At 66.9% G+C, this 15,257-nt stretch carries 15 protein-coding genes and 2 tRNA genes; 8 read left to right on the top strand and 9 right to left on the bottom strand.

Going from position 1 to position 15,257, the window contains the following annotated elements; translation table 11 throughout:
- Window position 1: 1 nt before the first annotated feature.
- Genes NQV17_RS17055 through NQV17_RS17045 form a run of 3 tightly spaced genes read right to left on the bottom strand, consistent with a single transcriptional unit; the run spans window position 2 to window position 2,021 of the window.
- Window positions 2-1,150, bottom strand: coding sequence for an enoyl-CoA hydratase/isomerase family protein (locus tag NQV17_RS17055; protein WP_257773141.1), 1,149 nt, complete (start codon window positions 1,148-1,150; stop codon window positions 2-4).
- A gap of 31 nt (window positions 1,151-1,181) precedes the next feature.
- Window positions 1,182-1,520 carry a multidrug efflux SMR transporter gene (locus tag NQV17_RS17050; protein ID WP_044845070.1) on the bottom strand — a complete coding sequence of 113 codons (339 nt, stop codon included), beginning with the start codon at window positions 1,518-1,520 and terminating at the stop codon, window positions 1,182-1,184.
- Window positions 1,521-1,523: 3 nt separating this feature from the next.
- Entirely contained in the window at window positions 1,524-2,021 is a 498-nt protein-coding gene (locus NQV17_RS17045; protein ID WP_257773140.1) for a heme-degrading domain-containing protein, read from the bottom strand.
- Window positions 2,022-2,235: 214 nt separating this feature from the next.
- On the opposite strand from NQV17_RS17045, the gene NQV17_RS17040 reads away from it, so the two are divergent.
- The 7 genes from NQV17_RS17040 to NQV17_RS17010 all read left to right on the top strand — a co-directional run bounded on the left by NQV17_RS17040 (window position 2,236) and on the right by NQV17_RS17010 (window position 7,600).
- Window positions 2,236-2,312, top strand: a tRNA-Met gene (locus NQV17_RS17040).
- A 172-nt stretch (window positions 2,313-2,484) separates the two neighbouring features.
- Entirely contained in the window at window positions 2,485-3,030 is a 546-nt protein-coding gene (locus NQV17_RS17035; protein WP_040144100.1) for an NUDIX hydrolase, read from the top strand.
- 11 nt (window positions 3,031-3,041) lie between these two features.
- Window positions 3,042-3,806 (top strand): leucyl/phenylalanyl-tRNA--protein transferase, encoded by a 765-nt coding sequence (aat, locus tag NQV17_RS17030; RefSeq protein ID WP_044845072.1) that lies wholly within the window; start codon window positions 3,042-3,044, stop codon window positions 3,804-3,806.
- A gap of 33 nt (window positions 3,807-3,839) precedes the next feature.
- A complete protein-coding gene (locus NQV17_RS17025) occupies window positions 3,840-4,670 on the top strand; it encodes an arginyltransferase (RefSeq protein ID WP_124522241.1) in 831 nt (276 codons plus the stop codon).
- Between the two features lie 180 nt (window positions 4,671-4,850).
- Window positions 4,851-5,888: a quinone-dependent dihydroorotate dehydrogenase gene (locus tag NQV17_RS17020; protein WP_044845074.1), complete on the top strand. Its 1,038-nt coding sequence runs from the start codon at window positions 4,851-4,853 to the stop codon at window positions 5,886-5,888.
- Window positions 5,889-5,990: 102 nt separating this feature from the next.
- The gene (locus tag NQV17_RS17015) at window positions 5,991-6,785 is read left to right on the top strand and encodes a cystine ABC transporter substrate-binding protein (protein ID WP_257773138.1); all 795 of its coding nucleotides are present in this window, start codon (window positions 5,991-5,993) and stop codon (window positions 6,783-6,785) included.
- 122 nt (window positions 6,786-6,907) lie between these two features.
- Entirely contained in the window at window positions 6,908-7,600 is a 693-nt protein-coding gene (locus NQV17_RS17010) for an amino acid ABC transporter permease (protein ID WP_044845076.1), read from the top strand.
- 63 nt (window positions 7,601-7,663) lie between these two features.
- Here the strand turns inward: NQV17_RS17010 and NQV17_RS17005 are convergent, their stop codons facing one another.
- From NQV17_RS17005 to rnr, 6 genes are all read right to left on the bottom strand, one after another.
- A complete protein-coding gene (locus NQV17_RS17005) occupies window positions 7,664-8,650 on the bottom strand; it encodes a Gfo/Idh/MocA family protein (protein WP_257773137.1) in 987 nt (328 codons plus the stop codon).
- Between the two features lie 101 nt (window positions 8,651-8,751).
- Window positions 8,752-9,468: a FadR/GntR family transcriptional regulator gene (locus tag NQV17_RS17000; RefSeq protein ID WP_044845078.1), complete on the bottom strand. Its 717-nt coding sequence runs from the start codon at window positions 9,466-9,468 to the stop codon at window positions 8,752-8,754.
- 284 nt (window positions 9,469-9,752) lie between these two features.
- Window positions 9,753-10,445, bottom strand: a complete 693-nt coding sequence (gene rpiA, locus NQV17_RS16995) for a ribose-5-phosphate isomerase RpiA (protein ID WP_044845079.1) — start codon at window positions 10,443-10,445, stop codon at window positions 9,753-9,755.
- A 115-nt stretch (window positions 10,446-10,560) separates the two neighbouring features.
- Entirely contained in the window at window positions 10,561-11,433 is an 873-nt protein-coding gene (locus NQV17_RS16990) for an N-acetylmuramoyl-L-alanine amidase (RefSeq protein WP_044845080.1), read from the bottom strand.
- A 104-nt stretch (window positions 11,434-11,537) separates the two neighbouring features.
- The gene (gene rlmB / locus NQV17_RS16985; protein ID WP_257773136.1) at window positions 11,538-12,281 is read right to left on the bottom strand and encodes a 23S rRNA (guanosine(2251)-2'-O)-methyltransferase RlmB; all 744 of its coding nucleotides are present in this window, start codon (window positions 12,279-12,281) and stop codon (window positions 11,538-11,540) included.
- Between the two features lie 150 nt (window positions 12,282-12,431).
- Window positions 12,432-14,894: a ribonuclease R gene (gene rnr, locus NQV17_RS16980; protein ID WP_044845082.1), complete on the bottom strand. Its 2,463-nt coding sequence runs from the start codon at window positions 14,892-14,894 to the stop codon at window positions 12,432-12,434.
- A gap of 249 nt (window positions 14,895-15,143) precedes the next feature.
- Between rnr and NQV17_RS16975 the strand changes: the two genes are divergently transcribed.
- A tRNA-Leu gene (locus NQV17_RS16975) sits at window positions 15,144-15,230 on the top strand.
- Window positions 15,231-15,257 lie beyond the last annotated feature (27 nt).

Genomic DNA, 15,257 nt, shown 5'->3' with positions numbered 1-15,257 from the left:
GTCAGTCCTTCAGGTTGCGCAGCGGATGCGTGTCGGGCGTCCACGGGCTGTCGAACATCGCGAGCACGTCGGCCCGGTTGATATCGGCCGTCGACTTGAAACGCCAGACCGGCTGTTGATCCTTGTCGACGATCAGCGCGCGCACGCCTTCGATCACGTCGCCGTGCGCGAACGTCGAACGCGTGAGGTCGAGATCGCGCCGCAGGCAATCGGCCATCGTCGCACCGCGCGCCCGTTCGACGGTTTCGAGCGACACGGCCATCGACAGCGGCGACAGCTGGCTGCGCATCGCGTGGGTCGCCTTCTCGACCCATCCGTCGACTGCGGCGCAATCCTGCTCGGCGTCGAGCGACGCGAGGATCGCGCCGATATCGGGCTGCGCGAAATGCCGGTCGATCCCGGCGCGCGCGTCGGCCAGCGCCGACGTGTCGGGCGTCGGCACGACCTTGTGCGCGGCAGCCGCGTCGGCCACGCACGCGACGGCCTGCGCGCCGCTGTCGATCCGCGCGCTGTGCAGCGTATCGAGCAGCGACGGCAGCGCGGCGTCGGGCAGGTACACGTCGGCGAGTTGCGCATACAGTGCGCCGGCCGCGTCGAGCGTCGCGCCGGTCACCGCGAGATAGCGGCCGAGCGCGCCCGGCGTGCGCGCGAGGAACCAGCTCATCCCGACGTCCGGGAACAGGCCGATGCGCGTTTCGGGCATCGCCATCTTCGTCGAATCGGTGACCACACGCAGGCCGCCCGTATGTCGCGCCGCCTGCGAAATGCCCATGCCGCCGCCCATCACGACGCCGTGCATCAACGCGATGTACGGTTTCGGATAGGTGAAGATCGTATGGTTGAGCGTGTATTCCTCGATGAAGAACGTGTCGACCGCATCGCGGTCGCCGCGCTGCCACGCAGCGTGGAAGAAACGCACGTCGCCGCCCGCGCAGAACGCGCGCGGATGCGGGCTGTGCACGACGACGGCCGCCACCTCCGTGTCGTCGCGCCATGCATCGAGCGCCTGCTGCATCAGTCGGATCATCCCCACCGACAGCGCATTCAGCGCCTTCGGCCGGTTCAGTTCGAGATAGCCGATGCGGTTCGCGACATACGCGCGCACGTCGGGCTGGGCGGCTTCGGCGGAAGCGGCAGTGGAATCGGTCATGTGAGCCATCCGGCGTATCGCGAGCGCACGCTCAGTGCGCCTGCATCTTCGAGAACAGGTTCAGCACCACGACGCCCGAGACGATCAGCCCGAGGCCGATCACGGCCGGCAGGTCCGGCACCTGGCGATAGAGCAGCATCGCGACGAGCGTGATCAGCACGATGCCGGCCCCCGACCACACCGCATAGATGATGCCGACGGGCATCGTGCGCAGCGTGAGCGACAGACAGTAGAACGCGATGCCGTAACCGGCCACGACGAGCGCCGACGGCCAGAAGCGCGTGAAGCCGTCCGCAGCGCGCAGCGCGGACGTGCCGACCACTTCCGCGACGATCGCGATCGCGAGCCATGCGTAACCCGGAATCTGCATCGCTCAGCTCCTTGCAAGTGCCAGCACGGCATAGTCCTGCCCGAGCTCGGCGCACAGGACTTCGACGACGAACTCGTGATCCGCGCGCTGCGGCAGCCCCGATGCGGTGATCGAGCCGATCACGCCAGCCCCCGCGACGGTCAGCGGAAACGCGCCGCCGTGCGGCGAATAGTCGGAGATCGCAAGCCCGTGCTTGTCGGCGAGCGTGGCGCCGGCCTGCTGCATGCGCAGGCCGATCGCATACGAACTGCGGCGGAAGTGCGCGACGACGTTGCGCTTGCGGCGTACCCAGTCGGCGTTGTCGGGCGTCGCGCCGGCGAGCGCCGCATAGAACAGCGGCTGGCCGAACGTGACGATGTCGATCGCGATCGCATGGCCGCGCGACGTCGCGAGCGCATGCATCCGGTTGCCGAGTGCCCAGGCGCGAGCCGGGTCGAAATGGGGAAACACGAGCGCCTGTTCCTGCGCGCCGATCGATTGCAGATCGTGAGCGATGTCCATGAATCCGTCGATGCAGTAGTGAGTGTTGCAACGGCACCGACGCGATCGCGCGCGACGCCGCTGCAGGCGTGAACGACACAAGCAAACCGCTCGATTCTAGCGCACGCGCCTGCCGTACCGGCCCTGCCGGCGTCCCGCCGGCGATTGAAGCGCGATCGTCAGAAAATGCTTGCAAGCATTCGGGTTAGTCCATATAATTCAATTCTTCGACGGACGCGGGGTGGAGCAGTCTGGCAGCTCGTCGGGCTCATAACCCGAAGGTCGTAGGTTCAAATCCTACCCCCGCAACCAACGTCCCGATTCATGCAAAAAGCCCGGCTCCGCGCCGGGCTTTTTGTTTTTCGGCGCGCGATTGCGCGCCTCGCACGTTGTGCTTCGCGCCCCACGCCGCGCACATGCGCTCGCGTTCGAGAATGCCCCGCCCCGGTGATACACTCGCATCACCTCGTCCCTTCCACTCGACATGAAATTCTGCTCCGTCTGCGGTCACGAAGTCATCGCGCGCATTCCTCCGGGCGACAACCGCGAGCGCTTCATTTGCGATCACTGCGGCACGATCCATTACCAGAATCCGCGTAACGTGGTCGGCACGGTGCCGGTCTGGGGCGATCAGGTGCTGCTGTGCCGCCGCGCGATCGAACCGCGCTACGGTTTCTGGACGCTGCCGGCAGGCTTCATGGAAATGGGCGAGACGACGGCCGAGGCCGCCGCGCGCGAAACGCTCGAGGAAGCCGGCGCACGCGTCGAGGTTCAGAACCTGTTCACGCTGCTCAACGTGCCGCACGTGCACCAGGTCCATTTGTTCTATCTGGCGCGGCTCGTCGATCCGGCTTACGAGGCCGGCGAGGAAAGCCTCGAGGTCAAGCTGTTCGACGAAGCCGACATCCCGTGGGACGAGATCGCGTTCCCGACCGTCAGCCAGACGCTGCGCTTCTTCTTCGCCGATCGCGCCGCCGGCGACTACGGCGTCCATACCGGCGATATCTTCCGCTCGCTGCGCAACGGCTGAGCCCGCGCCCCATGGTCCCCTGGCTCGGCCCGGACGATCCGTTCCCGCCCGTCGAACGCGCGCTCGGCCCCGCGACCGGCGCGCCGGGGCTGCTTGCCGCGAGCGCCGACCTGCTGCCGTCCCGCCTGATCGAGGCCTACCTGCGCGGCATCTTCCCGTGGTATTCGGACGGCCAGCCCGTGCTGTGGTGGAGCCCCGACCCGCGGATGATTCTCGCGCCGGCCGAATTCAAGGTGTCCCCGTCGCTGCGCAAGACGCTCAAGCGCGTGCTGCGCGACCCCGCGTGGGAAGTGCGCGTCGACCATGATTTTCCGGGCGTGATGCGCGCATGTGCGCAAGCGCCGCGCCGCGGGCAGCGCGGCACCTGGATCACGGCCGAGATCATCGACGCATATTCGTCGCTCTACCGTTCCGGCAACGCGCACAGCATCGAGGCGTGGCACGACGGGCGACGCGTGGGCGGCCTATACGGCGTCGCGTTCGGGCGGATGTTTTTCGGCGAATCGATGTACGCGGATGTCACCGATGCGTCGAAGATCGCGCTGGCGACGCTCGTCGCCCACCTTCGCGAGCAGGGGCTGGAGATGATAGACTGCCAGCAGAATACGTCGCATCTAGCGTCGCTCGGCGGCCGCGAGATCGCACGCAAGGCCTTTGTCGCTCACGTGCGCCGCGCGGTAGCCGAACCGCCGATTCCGTGGCAGTTCGACAAGCGTGTGCTCGCCATGCTGACGAGCCCTGCCGAACCGGCCGCCCCCTCCGGGATCGAGCGCTAGCGCGGCACTCCCTCCCTGCATCGAGAGCTGCCCATGACTCACCCGACTGAGCTGCCGCTTTCACCGCTTTCGGCGCTGCAATTCTATGCAACGGCGCCTTATCCGTGCAGCTATCTGGACGGCCGCGTCGCGCGCTCGCAAGTCGCGACGCCGAGCCACCTGATCAATTCCGACATCTATACCGAGCTCGTGAAGGCCGGCTTCCGGCGCTCGGGCGTGTTCACCTATCGCCCGTACTGCGACGGCTGCCGTGCCTGCGTGCCGGTGCGCGTGCCGGTCGGCGCGTTCACGCCGTCGCGCACCCAGCGCCGGATGTGGAAGCGGCACCGCGCGCTCGTCGCGACGGTCTCGCCGCTGCACTACGACGAGGAGCACTACGCGCTCTACATGCGCTACCAGTCGGCGCGCCACGCGGGCGGCGGCATGGATCGCGACAGCCGCGACCAGTACGAGCAGTTCCTGCTGCAGAGCCGGATCAATTCGCGCCTCGTCGAATTCCGCGACCTCGACGCGCCGGGCGGCGAGCCCGGCAAGCTGCGCATGGTCAGCATGATCGACATCCTCGGCGACGGACTGTCGTCGGTCTATACGTTCTTCGAGCCGGACGAGCAGCACACGAGCTACGGCACATACAACATCCTGTGGCAGATCGAGCAGGCGAAGAGCCTCGGCCTGCCGTACGTGTATCTCGGCTACTGGATCCGCGAAAGCCCGAAGATGGCCTACAAGGCCAACTTCCATCCGCTCGAAGGGTTGCTCGACGGCCGCTGGAAAATACTCGATCCGGATCGCGTCGACCTGCCGCCGGTCGACGCGGCACTCGCCCGCGCGCCGCTGCCGGGCGGACATTCCGGGTCGGGCTGACAGGCCATCCCGCGGCGCGGCAGTGCGCCTGCATGGGGCGCCTTGCGGGCCCGTGCACGCGCTGCCGCACGGCACGAGAAGCGACACCCGCCGGCGCATGCGAAGCGAAGGCCGCCCTTGCCGCGCAACTCCCGGTAAAATAGCAGGTTGTCATTCATTCCGGCCGTCCGCCCAATTCCCGTGTTCAGTTCCCTCTATCCGCTGGCCCGCGCATCCCTGTTCAAGATGGATGCGGAAGACGCTCACCACCTCACGCTGCGCGCGCTCGGCGCGGCCGGCCGCACGGGCCTCGCCTGCGCGCTGTCGGCCCGCGTGCCCGATGCGCCGCGCACCGTGATGGGGCTCACGTTCCGCAACCCGGTCGGCCTCGCCGCCGGCCTCGACAAGGACGGCGCGGCCATCGACGGCCTCGCGGCGCTCGGCTTCGGCTTCATCGAGGTCGGCACGGTCACGCCGCGCCCGCAGCCGGGCAATCCGCGCCCGCGGATGTTCCGCCTGCCGCAGGCGGAAGCGCTGATCAACCGGATGGGCTTCAACAACCACGGCGTCGATCAGTTCGTGAAGAACGTCCAGGCGGCCCGCTATCGCGGCATCCTCGGCCTGAACATCGGCAAGAACGCCGACACGCCGATCGAACGCGCCGCGGAAGACTATCTCTACTGCCTCGAGCGCGTGTATCCGTTCGCAAGCTACGTGACGATCAACATTTCGTCGCCGAACACGAAGAACCTGCGCCAGCTGCAGGGCGCGGGCGAACTCGACGCGCTACTCGCCGCGCTGAAGGACAAGCAGCAACGCCTCGCCGACCTGCACGGCAAGCTCGTGCCGCTCGCGCTGAAGATCGCGCCCGATCTCGACGACGAACAGGTCAAGGAAATCGCCGACACGCTGCTGCGCCACAAGATCGAGGCGGTCATCGCCACCAACACGACGCTGTCGCGTGCGGCCGTGCAGGGCCTGCCGCACGCGGACGAAGCCGGCGGCCTGTCGGGCCGCCCGGTGTTCGATGCGTCCAACGAAGTGATCCGCAAGCTGCATGCCGAAGTCGGCAGCGCGGTGCCGATCATCGGCGTCGGCGGCATCTTCTCGGGCGAGGACGCGCGCGCGAAGCTCGCGGCCGGCGCGTCGCTCGTCCAGCTGTACACGGGCTTCATCTATCGCGGCCCCGCGCTCGTCGCCGAGTGCGTGAAGGCGATCGCGCGCGAACGCGCCGCGTAATATAGCCACAAACAAACAATATTTAATGGTCGATTGTATTTTTGCTATGATCGACCCCACAGTCAGAATCAAGCGCCCCGCTGGGGCAAGGAAGCTCACACGATGAAAATTTCGCTGCTGAAGAAGCTGCTGGTCGCCGGCCTGATCGGCACGTCGTTCGCCGCCGCCACCGCGCAGGCGGCCGACCTCCTCGACCAGGTGAAACAACGCGGCACGCTGCGCGTCGGCCTCGAAGGCACGTTCCCGCCGTTCAACTCGAAGAACCCGCAAGGCGAACTCGTCGGCTTCGACGTCGACATCGCGAATGCCATCGCCGCGAAGCTCGGCGTGAAGGCCGAGTTCGTCACGACCGAATGGAGCGGCATCATCGCGGGCCTGCAGGCCGGCAAGTTCGACGTGATCGCCAACCAGGTCGGCATCACCGACAAGCGCAAGGAAACGCTCGACTTCTCGCCCGCGTACACCTATTCGTCCGCCCAGCTGATCCAGCGCAAGGACGACACGCGCCAGTTCAAGTCGCTCGACGACCTCAAGGGCAAGAAGCTCGGCGTCGCGCTCGGCACGAACTACATGGACATGGCGAAGTCGGTGCCCGGCATCGACGTGAAGACCTACCCGGGCGCGCCCGAGTACCTGCGCGACCTCGCGGCCGGCCGTCTCGACGCGGCACTCAACGACCGCCTGATGCTCGCGTACCTGACGAAGAACTCGCAACTGCCGCTGCGCCCGGGCGCGAACGTCGGCTCGGCGAATCCGTCGGGCATCCCGTTCAAGAAGGGCAACCCGAAGTTCCAGAAGGCGATCGACGATGCGATGGCGCAACTCGAGGCCGACGGCACGTTCACGAAGATCTCGGACAAGTGGTTCGGCATCGACGTGACGAAGCCGGTCAAGTAAGCACGCCTCTGCTTCCCGCCTGACGGCGGGCCGGAAAGGGCGGCATCCGAAGCGATGCCGCCCTTTGTTTTATCGGTCCGGTTTATGATTGCGCTTTCGCGCACGCATTCGATTCGTATTCCATGTCGACAACGTCCCTGCTCGTCCAATCGCTGCCGGTGCTCGCCCAGGGTGCCGTACTGACCGTCAAGTTCGCCGTGCTGTCGATGGTGTTCGGCCTGCTCGGCGCCGTCGTGCTCGCGATGATGGGCATCCGGCAAAGCGAACCGCTCGACGGCTTCGAACGCATCTGGGTCAACGCGCTCGCTGGGCTCGCGCGCGCCTACGTGAGCCTGATGCGCGGCACGCCGCTGCTCGTGCAGATCTTCGTCATCTATTACGGACTGCCGAGCCTCGGCATCTCGCTCGACCCGACACCGGCCGGCGTGATCGCGCTCTCCGCGAACGTCGCCGCTTACATGTCCGAAAGCATGCGCGGCGCGATCAACGGGATCGCGCGCGGCCAATGGCTGGCCGCCTACAGCCTCGGGCTGTCGTGGGGGCAGACGCTGCGCTACGTGATCGGCCCGCAGGCGCTGCGCATCGCGGTGCCGAGCCTGTCGAACAGCCTGATCAGCCTGATCAAGGACACGTCCCTCGTGTCCGTCATCACCGTGACCGAACTGCTGCGCAGCGCGCAGGAAGTGATCGCGGCGACCTACCAGCCGTTGCCGCTGTACCTGGCCGCCGCCGCGATCTACTGGGTGCTGTGCCAGATCCTCGAATGGGTCCAGCGCTGGTACGAAAAGCGCCTGTCGCTGCCCGCGCGGCACTGAGCACGTCGCCTCTCCCGCCGGGCCGCGGATGCGCGCCCGGCCCCGCCTTCCCTTCCTTCCCGCCTACTCGCCCGAATAGCGCACGCCGAGCGCCGCGCGTGCCGCATCGGTCATCGCGATCATGCGCCGCGAATGGTCGTGCGTCATGATCGGGCTCTCGAGTTCGCCCGCGCGCAGCAGGTCGCAGAAATGCGCGGTCTCGTAGTTCAGGCCGCCGCCGTCGACCGGCGCGTCGAGTTCGACCGTGCGCCCGTCCGCATAGCGGATCGTCGCCCGCGCGGGGTTCCACCACTTCTCGTGAATCGTCACGTGCCCGCCCGCTGCTGCGATCAGCGCATCGCCGCGGCCCATCACGTCGAGCCCGCAAAAGAGCTGCGCAATGCCGCCGTTCGCGTGACGGCTGTTCAGGCTCGCGAACACGTCGACACCCGTCGCGCCGATGCGGCCGAGCGTCTGCACGTCGACTGCCGCGCCGAGCCAGTCGACCGCGAGAAACGCTTCGTAGATCCCGATGTCGAGCAGCGCGCCGCCGGCGCGGTCGAGCCGATAGACGGAATGATCGTCCGGCACCGACGACGACGCGCAGCCCGCGCGCACGAGCCTGATCTCGCCGATCGGATCGTCATGCAGATGCGCGCGCAACCGACGATACAACGGAAAGAACGGCGGCTTCATCGCTTCCATGAAGAGCCGGCCGGCCGTGCGTGCCGCATCCAGCACGGCATCGAGCTGCGTCGCGTTCAGCGTCGCGGGTTTTTCGCACAGCACGGCCTTGCCGGCGGCGAGCGCCGCTTGCGCGTAGTGCGCGTGACTGTCGTGGAGGGTCGCGATATAGATCGCGTCGATGTCGCTCGCGAGGAGCGCGTCGAGGCTGGCGGCAGGCGTGCCGCCGCAGTTGTCGCAGAAAGCGGTTGCCGCATCGGCGCGGCGCGCCCACACGCCGGCGAGCGTGGCACCCGGCACGTGCGCGAGGCTTTGCGCGAAACGGCGTGCGATGCTGCCTGCGCCGACGATGCCGAAGCGCACCGGGCGGTTGTCGAATTCGTTCATCCGGATCTTCCGTGTCGGTCGTATGACGGTGGCCGGCACGCTGCCGGCCGGCCGTCATGATAAACGGCTCGCCGGCACAGGGATAAGCGACGCGCGCCGATTCAGGCGCGCACCGGCACGTCGACGGAGAAATCGCGCGAGATCTCGTCGGCGCTGAAATCGATCAGGGCGAGCGACGCCGCCTCGGCTTCGCGCGGATCGCGGCGTTCGATCGCATCGACGACGCGCGCATGCGCCTTCACCGCAATGTCGTGCGCACCGTCCTTCTGCGCGACGCGCGGATTCACGAGCCGCACTGCGCCGCGCACGATCGCCGCCATCTGCTGGAAGAACTGGTTGCCGCTCGCCTGGACGATTCGCGTGTGCAGCAGTTCGTCCGCCGTGTCGTAACCGGGGTCGCCCGGTTGCAACACCTTGAACGCTTCGAACGCCTCGCGGATGCCCGCGATGTCGGCCGCCGTCGCACGGACCGCCGCCTGCGCGGTCGCGCGCGGTTCGATCAGCATCCGGAATTCGATGACGTCGCGCATGAACTGCGGATCCGGCTTCGCACGAAACCGCCAGCTCACCACGTCTTCATCGATCATGCGCCAGTCGCGCATCGGCCGAACGCGCGTACCGACTTTCGGACGCACGTCGAGCATGTCGCGCGCGAGCAACATCGACAATGCTTCGCGCATCACCGTGCGACTCACGTCGAACTCTTTCGACAGCACATCCTGCGGCGGCAGAATGCCGCCGTACTTGTCCTCGACGATACCTGCGACAAGCCCATCCATCACTTTGGCGACCAGTGACCGGTCTTTGCCCTGCTCCATGACACCTCCCCGTGCGTCGATTTGCGAACACCTGCTCCGCAGTTCCGCCGGCCCTGGTTACGACTGTTCTTATGATCTATAAGTTGATGAGTTCGGGGATATTTCGCTATCTGGTAAACACCTGACAGGGTTATCCCTCTTTTTGATGCGGTTGATTTATAAGGCTTCAAAAAAAGCCCGGAAAGCGCGCTGCGCTTGCCGGGCCGGGCTTTCCACGAACTTTGAACATGCAATCCATTACGGCATCCGGATGCCATTACGGACTGCTTCTCATTCAGTTTCGATTAATCGGGATAAACGATCGTTTCAACGCCGTTTGCCGTGCCGAGCAGGCACAGATTCGCGCCGCGCGCGGCGAACAGGCCGACCGTCACGACGCCCGGCCATGCGTTGACCTGCGCCTCGAAACCGCGCGGATCGGTGATTTGCAACCCCTTGACGTCGATGATCTCGTTGCCGTTGTCGGTGATGTACGGCGCGCCGTCCTTCGTCACGCGCAGCACCGGCACGCCGCCCAGCGCGGTCACGCGCCGGCCGATCGCCGTGCGTGCCATCGGCACGACCTCGATCGGCAGCGGGAATGCACCGAGCACCGGCACGCGCTTGCTGCCGTCCGCGATGCAGACGAACGTATCGGCCACCGACGCGACGATCTTTTCGCGCGTCAATGCGCCGCCGCCGCCCTTGATCATTGCACCGCTTGCGTCGATCTCGTCGGCGCCGTCGACGTACACCTGCAGCGATTCGACCTCGTTCAGGTCGAACACCTTGATGCCGTGCGATTTCAGGCGTTCGGTGGTCGCGATGGAGCTCGACACGGCGCCGCGATAGCGCGACTTGACGGCCGCGAGCGCGTCGATGAAGCAGTTGGCGGTCGAGCCGGTGCCGACGCCGATCACGGCGCCTTCCGGCACGTTCTGGATCACATAATCGGCGGCCGCCTGGCCGACCAGGCGTTTGAGTTCGTCTTGAGTCATGGGGGTGGGAATACAGCGGGATTGCGGAAAACCGCCAGTTTACCGGACTCGGGAGACGACCCGGGCATTTTCGGTGGGGTGCCGGCGCTGCGATCAGCGCCGGGCACGCCGGCGATCACGGCGCGCCGGTGGCGGATGCGTCGCCCGCCGGCGGCGTGGCGGAGAAATACTTGTCGAGCAGCGCCTGTGCGATCGCATCGGTTTCGGCGTCCGGATCGCCCGCATAGTCGGCCGGCCGGAAATGCATCTGGAACGCCGCGAATACGCGTCGCGTGCGGGTGTCGAGCACGCCGTCGGCCGGCACGTCGTAGCCGTACCGCGCGAGCTTCAGCTGCAGTTCGCGCACGTCGACGAGCGCGTGCGGATCGCGGCCGCCGAGCCGGGCGGCCACGGTCGCATCGTCCGGCCACGCGCCGACACCGGCTTGCGCGAGCGCATGCCACGGGAACAGCGGCCCCGGATCGATCTTGCGTTGCGGCGCGATGTCGCTGTGCCCGACCACTCGCGTCGGCGGAATCCGGTAGCGCGCGACGACATCTTTCGACAGACGGATCAGCGCATCGACCTGTTCGGGCGGATACGGCTGCCACGTGCGGTTTTGCGGATCGAGCGGGCCGCGATTCACGTTCTCGATGCCGATCGACGCTGCGTTGAGCTCGGTCGTGCCCTGCCATTCGCTGATGCCCGCCTGCCATGCGCGTTCCGATTCGGGCACGAGTTGGTAGACCACCGGCATCCCGCGTTCGATGCGCGGTTGCGGCGGCACGACGTAGTGCGCGCTGACGGAATCGCCCGTCAGCGTGCGCAGCGATTTCGCTTCGTCGCTTTCGGTGTAATGCATCACGAGAAAGCGGATCCGCGAATCGGCGCCGCGTGCGTGCAGGCTCGTGTCGGCGTAGTAGGTGCCGCGCCCGACCAGTGACGGCGACGTGCAGGCGGCCAGCAGGCCGAGGATGGCGCACGATGCGCCGAGGCGAAACAGGGTCATGTTCGCGAGTTCCGGGAGGCGCGTGCCGCGCGCAGTCGCGGCACGCGTCGTGCGGGTCGTGACGACCCGCGCAGCGCGCTAGACCGCGCGCGTCAGCCCGTGTATCAGCCCTTCACGCGCCGCTGCCGCACCGCTTCATACAGGCACACGCCGCTCGCGACCGACACGTTCAGGCTTTCCACGCTGCCGGCCATCGGGATGCTCATCACTTCGTCGCAGGTGTCGCGCGTGAGCCGGCGCATGCCTTCGCCTTCCGCACCCATCACGATGGCGACGGGGCCGTCGAGCTTCGTGTCGTACAGCGTGCCCGACGCCTCGTCCGATGTACCGATGATCCACACGCCCGCGTCCTTCAGCTCGCGCAGCGCGCGGGCGAGGTTCGTGACCGTGATGTACGGCACCGTGTCGGCCGCGCCGCTCGCGACCTTCGCCGCGGTCGCGTTCAGGCCGACCGCGCGGTCGCGCGGCGCGATCACCGCATGCGCGCCGGCCGAATCGGCGACACGCAGGCATGCGCCGAGGTTGTGCGGATCGGTGACGCCGTCGAGCACCAGCAGCAGCGCCGGGCCCTGGATGCCGTCGAGCAGCTCGGACAGGTTCTGTGCGAGCGCGACGTCCTCGACGCGCGCCACGACGCCCTGGTGGCGCTCGGTATGCGCGAGGCCCCACAGGCGGGTTTCATCGGCCGCAATCAGCCGCACGCCCGCTTCCTTCGCGGTGTGCAGGAAGTCCTGCATGCGGCGGTCGCGGCGCGTCTGGTCGTACAGCACCTCCGCAACCGTCGACGCATCGTGCCGCAAACGTGCGGTCACCGCATGAAAACCGTAAAGAACCTTCAGACGAGACATGACTGGAACAACCTTCGATCAAACGTGCGGCCGCGCGACGTGCGCAGCCGCGATCCATGGAAAAGGAAAGCGCCGCGTTGCCGGCCGGTGACCGGTCAAGCGCGGCGTCTCTCGATACTGCAAGGGCGTGCGCGTGCGCGCCCCGAACGCTCAATACTTCTTGCGGGCGTGCACCTTCTTCGCGGCCGTCTTCGCCGCCGCACCGCCCTTCTTCTTCGCAGCCCGTGCGGCGCGCGCCTCCTTCACTGCAACGGTCGGTGCGCTGGCCGCCTTCTTGCGGCGCGGCGCGGCATCCTCCACCGGCGGCAACGCGCGCACGCGCGGGCCGCCGCGATCGTTACCGTTGCCGGCAACAGCCGGCGCCGGTGCCGGACGCGGCGCCTTCACCGGCGTGTCGCGCACGAGGCGGAAGTCGATCTTGCGCGCGTCGAGATCGACGCGGCTCACCTGCACGCGCACGCGATCCGACAGGCGATAACGGATGCCCGTGCGCTCGCCGCGCAGCTCGTTCTTGATCTCGTCGTACTGGAAGTAGTCCGAGCCGAGTTCCGTGACGTGCACGAGCCCCTCGATGAACAGCGTATCGAGCTGCACGAAGATGCCGAACGACGTGACGCCGTTCACCATCCCGCCGTACTCCTCGCCGAGCTTGTCGCGCATGAAGTAGCACTTGAGCCAGGCCTCGACGTCGCGCGACGCTTCGTCGGCACGGCGCTCGTTCGCCGAGCAGTGCAGGCCGAGTTCTTCCCAGATCGCCGTGTTCGAGCGCGAACGGCCGCGCGCTTCGTCGTCGGCCTGCTGCATCGCGCGGGCGCGCGGCGACAGCGCTGTGTTCAGCTCGAAGCCGTCCGGCGCCTTCGGCACATACTTCTTGCCGGACAGGATCGCGTAGATCGCGCGGTGCGTGAGCAGGTCGGGATAGCGGCGGATCGGGCTCGTGAAGTGCGCGTACGCCTCGTATGCGAGACCGAAGTGACCGATGTTGTCCGGGCTGTAGACGGCCTGCTGCATCGAGCGCAGCAGCATCGGCTGCAGCATCTGCGCGTCGGGCCGGTCGCGGATCTGCGCCATCAGCGCCGCGTAGTCGCTCGCATGCGGCTTGTCGCCGCCGCCGAGCGAGAGGCCCATCCCGCGCAGGAACGCGCGCAGGTTCTCGAGCTTCTCCGGCGTCGGCCCCGCGTGCACGCGGTACAGGCCCGGGTGCTTGTGGCGCTTCAGGAAATCGGCCGCGCACACGTTCGCGGCCAGCATGCATTCCTCGATCAGCTTGTGCGCATCGTTGCGCTGACGCGGGACGATCTGCTCGATCTTGCCTTGCGAGTTGCAGACGATGTAGGTCTCGGTCGTGTCGAAGTCGATCGCGCCGCGCTTCTGGCGTGCGGCGAACAGCGCCTTGTAGACGCCGTACAGATCCTGCAGGTGCGGCAGCAGGTCCGCGCGGCGCGCGGCCTCCGGCCCCTTCGTGTTCGACAGCACGGCCGCGACTTCGGTGTACGTGAGGCGCGCGGCCGAATGGATCACGGCCGGATAGAACTGGTACGCCTTGATCTCGCCGCGCGCGGTAATCACCATGTCGCATGCGAGCACGCAGCGATCGACCTGCGGGTTCAGCGAACAGAGGCCGTTCGACAGCTTCTCCGGCAGCATCGGGATCACGCGGCGCGGGAAGTAGACCGACGTGCTGCGCTCGAGCGCGTCGGCATCGAGCCCGCTGCCCGGCTGCACGTAGTGCGACACGTCGGCGATCGCGACGATCAGGCGGAAGCCGTCGCCGCGGCCGACCTTGGTCGGCTCGCAGTAGACGGCATCGTCGAAGTCGCGGGCATCCTCGCCGTCGATCGTCACGAGCGGCACGTCGCGCAAGTCGACGCGGAAGCGCAGGTCGGTCGGCCGCACCTTGTCCGGCAGCGCGGCGGCTTCGTCGAGCGCCGGCTGGCTGAATTCGTGCGGCACGCCGTACTTGCGCACGGCGATCTCGATTTCCATGCCCGGATCGTCGATGTCGCCGAGCACTTCGACGACGCGGCCGAGCGGTTGCGAATGACGGCTCGGGAAGTCGGTCAGTTCGACGACGACGACCTGCCCGACCTTCGCCTTCTTCACGTTCTGCGTGATCAGGATGTCGTGGCCGATGCGCTTGTCTTCGGGGGCGACGATCAGCGCGCCGTTCTCGTTGAGCAGGCGGCCGATCACGCGCTTGTTCGCGCGCTCGGTGACTTCGACGACGTGCCCTTCCGGCCGGCCGCGGCGATCGTAGCCGACGATCCGCGCGAGCACGCGGTCGTTGTGCATGACCTTCTGCATTTCGCCGTTCGGCAAGAACAGGTCGTCCTGGCCGTCGTCGCGGATCACGAACCCGTAGCCGTCGCGATGGCCCTGCACGCGGCCGGCAACGAAGTTCGACGGATGGGTGAGCTGGTAGTGGCCGCGCTTGTCGAGGCGGATCTGGCCGTCGCGCTCCATCGCGGCGACACGCCGGAAGAACCCCTCGCGCTCCTGACGCTTGATCGACAGCGCTTCGGCAATGTCGTTGGCTGCCAGCGGCGCGTCGCTCGTACGCAGCACGCCGAGAATTTCTTCACGGCTCGGAATGGGGTACGGATATTTGCTCAAGGGTTTGTCGATGATTGTTCTCGTTGCGTTGACTGATGGTGCACGGCATCAACATAGAAGTGTCCGTCAGACAGTTCTATAGTGACGGCGGCGGATCATTCTATCACCCGCCTGTGTCGCCAAATGACGCGAATGCCGCGTGCAGGCGCCGCGGCGACCGGTTTGCGGTGCATCGCAAAAAAGTGTTGACACGATTAATTGGGGCGCTATAATTTCGCTTCTTTGCAGCAAGCAGCTACTGCAAAACGTGCCCAGGTGGCGGAATTGGTAGACGCACTAGGTTCAGGTCCTAGCGGTGGCAACATCGTGGAGGTTCGAGTCCTCTCCTGGGCACCATAAGGCTGTTTAGCGTAGTACAGAGAA

This window comes from Burkholderia sp. SCN-KJ (assembly GCF_024656005.1).
In the GTDB taxonomy this organism is placed as follows: Bacteria; Pseudomonadota; Gammaproteobacteria; order Burkholderiales; family Burkholderiaceae; genus Burkholderia.
This window is presented reverse-complemented; position numbering and strand designations above follow the sequence as displayed.

Coding starts and splice junctions, on each gene's coding strand:
- NQV17_RS17055 (WP_257773141.1), bottom strand. CDS start 1,150: ATGACCGATTCCACTGCCGCTTCCGCCGAAGCCGCCCAGCCCGACGTG.
- NQV17_RS17050 (WP_044845070.1), bottom strand. CDS start 1,520: ATGCAGATTCCGGGTTACGCATGGCTCGCGATCGCGATCGTCGCGGAA.
- NQV17_RS17045 (WP_257773140.1), bottom strand. CDS start 2,021: ATGGACATCGCTCACGATCTGCAATCGATCGGCGCGCAGGAACAGGCG.
- NQV17_RS17035 (WP_040144100.1), top strand. CDS start 2,485: ATGAAATTCTGCTCCGTCTGCGGTCACGAAGTCATCGCGCGCATTCCT.
- aat (WP_044845072.1), top strand. CDS start 3,042: ATGGTCCCCTGGCTCGGCCCGGACGATCCGTTCCCGCCCGTCGAACGC.
- NQV17_RS17025 (WP_124522241.1), top strand. CDS start 3,840: ATGACTCACCCGACTGAGCTGCCGCTTTCACCGCTTTCGGCGCTGCAA.
- NQV17_RS17015 (WP_257773138.1), top strand. CDS start 5,991: ATGAAAATTTCGCTGCTGAAGAAGCTGCTGGTCGCCGGCCTGATCGGC.
- NQV17_RS17010 (WP_044845076.1), top strand. CDS start 6,908: ATGTCGACAACGTCCCTGCTCGTCCAATCGCTGCCGGTGCTCGCCCAG.
- NQV17_RS17005 (WP_257773137.1), bottom strand. CDS start 8,650: ATGAACGAATTCGACAACCGCCCGGTGCGCTTCGGCATCGTCGGCGCA.
- NQV17_RS17000 (WP_044845078.1), bottom strand. CDS start 9,468: ATGGAGCAGGGCAAAGACCGGTCACTGGTCGCCAAAGTGATGGATGGG.
- rpiA (WP_044845079.1), bottom strand. CDS start 10,445: ATGACTCAAGACGAACTCAAACGCCTGGTCGGCCAGGCGGCCGCCGAT.
- NQV17_RS16990 (WP_044845080.1), bottom strand. CDS start 11,433: ATGACCCTGTTTCGCCTCGGCGCATCGTGCGCCATCCTCGGCCTGCTG.
- rlmB (WP_257773136.1), bottom strand. CDS start 12,281: ATGTCTCGTCTGAAGGTTCTTTACGGTTTTCATGCGGTGACCGCACGT.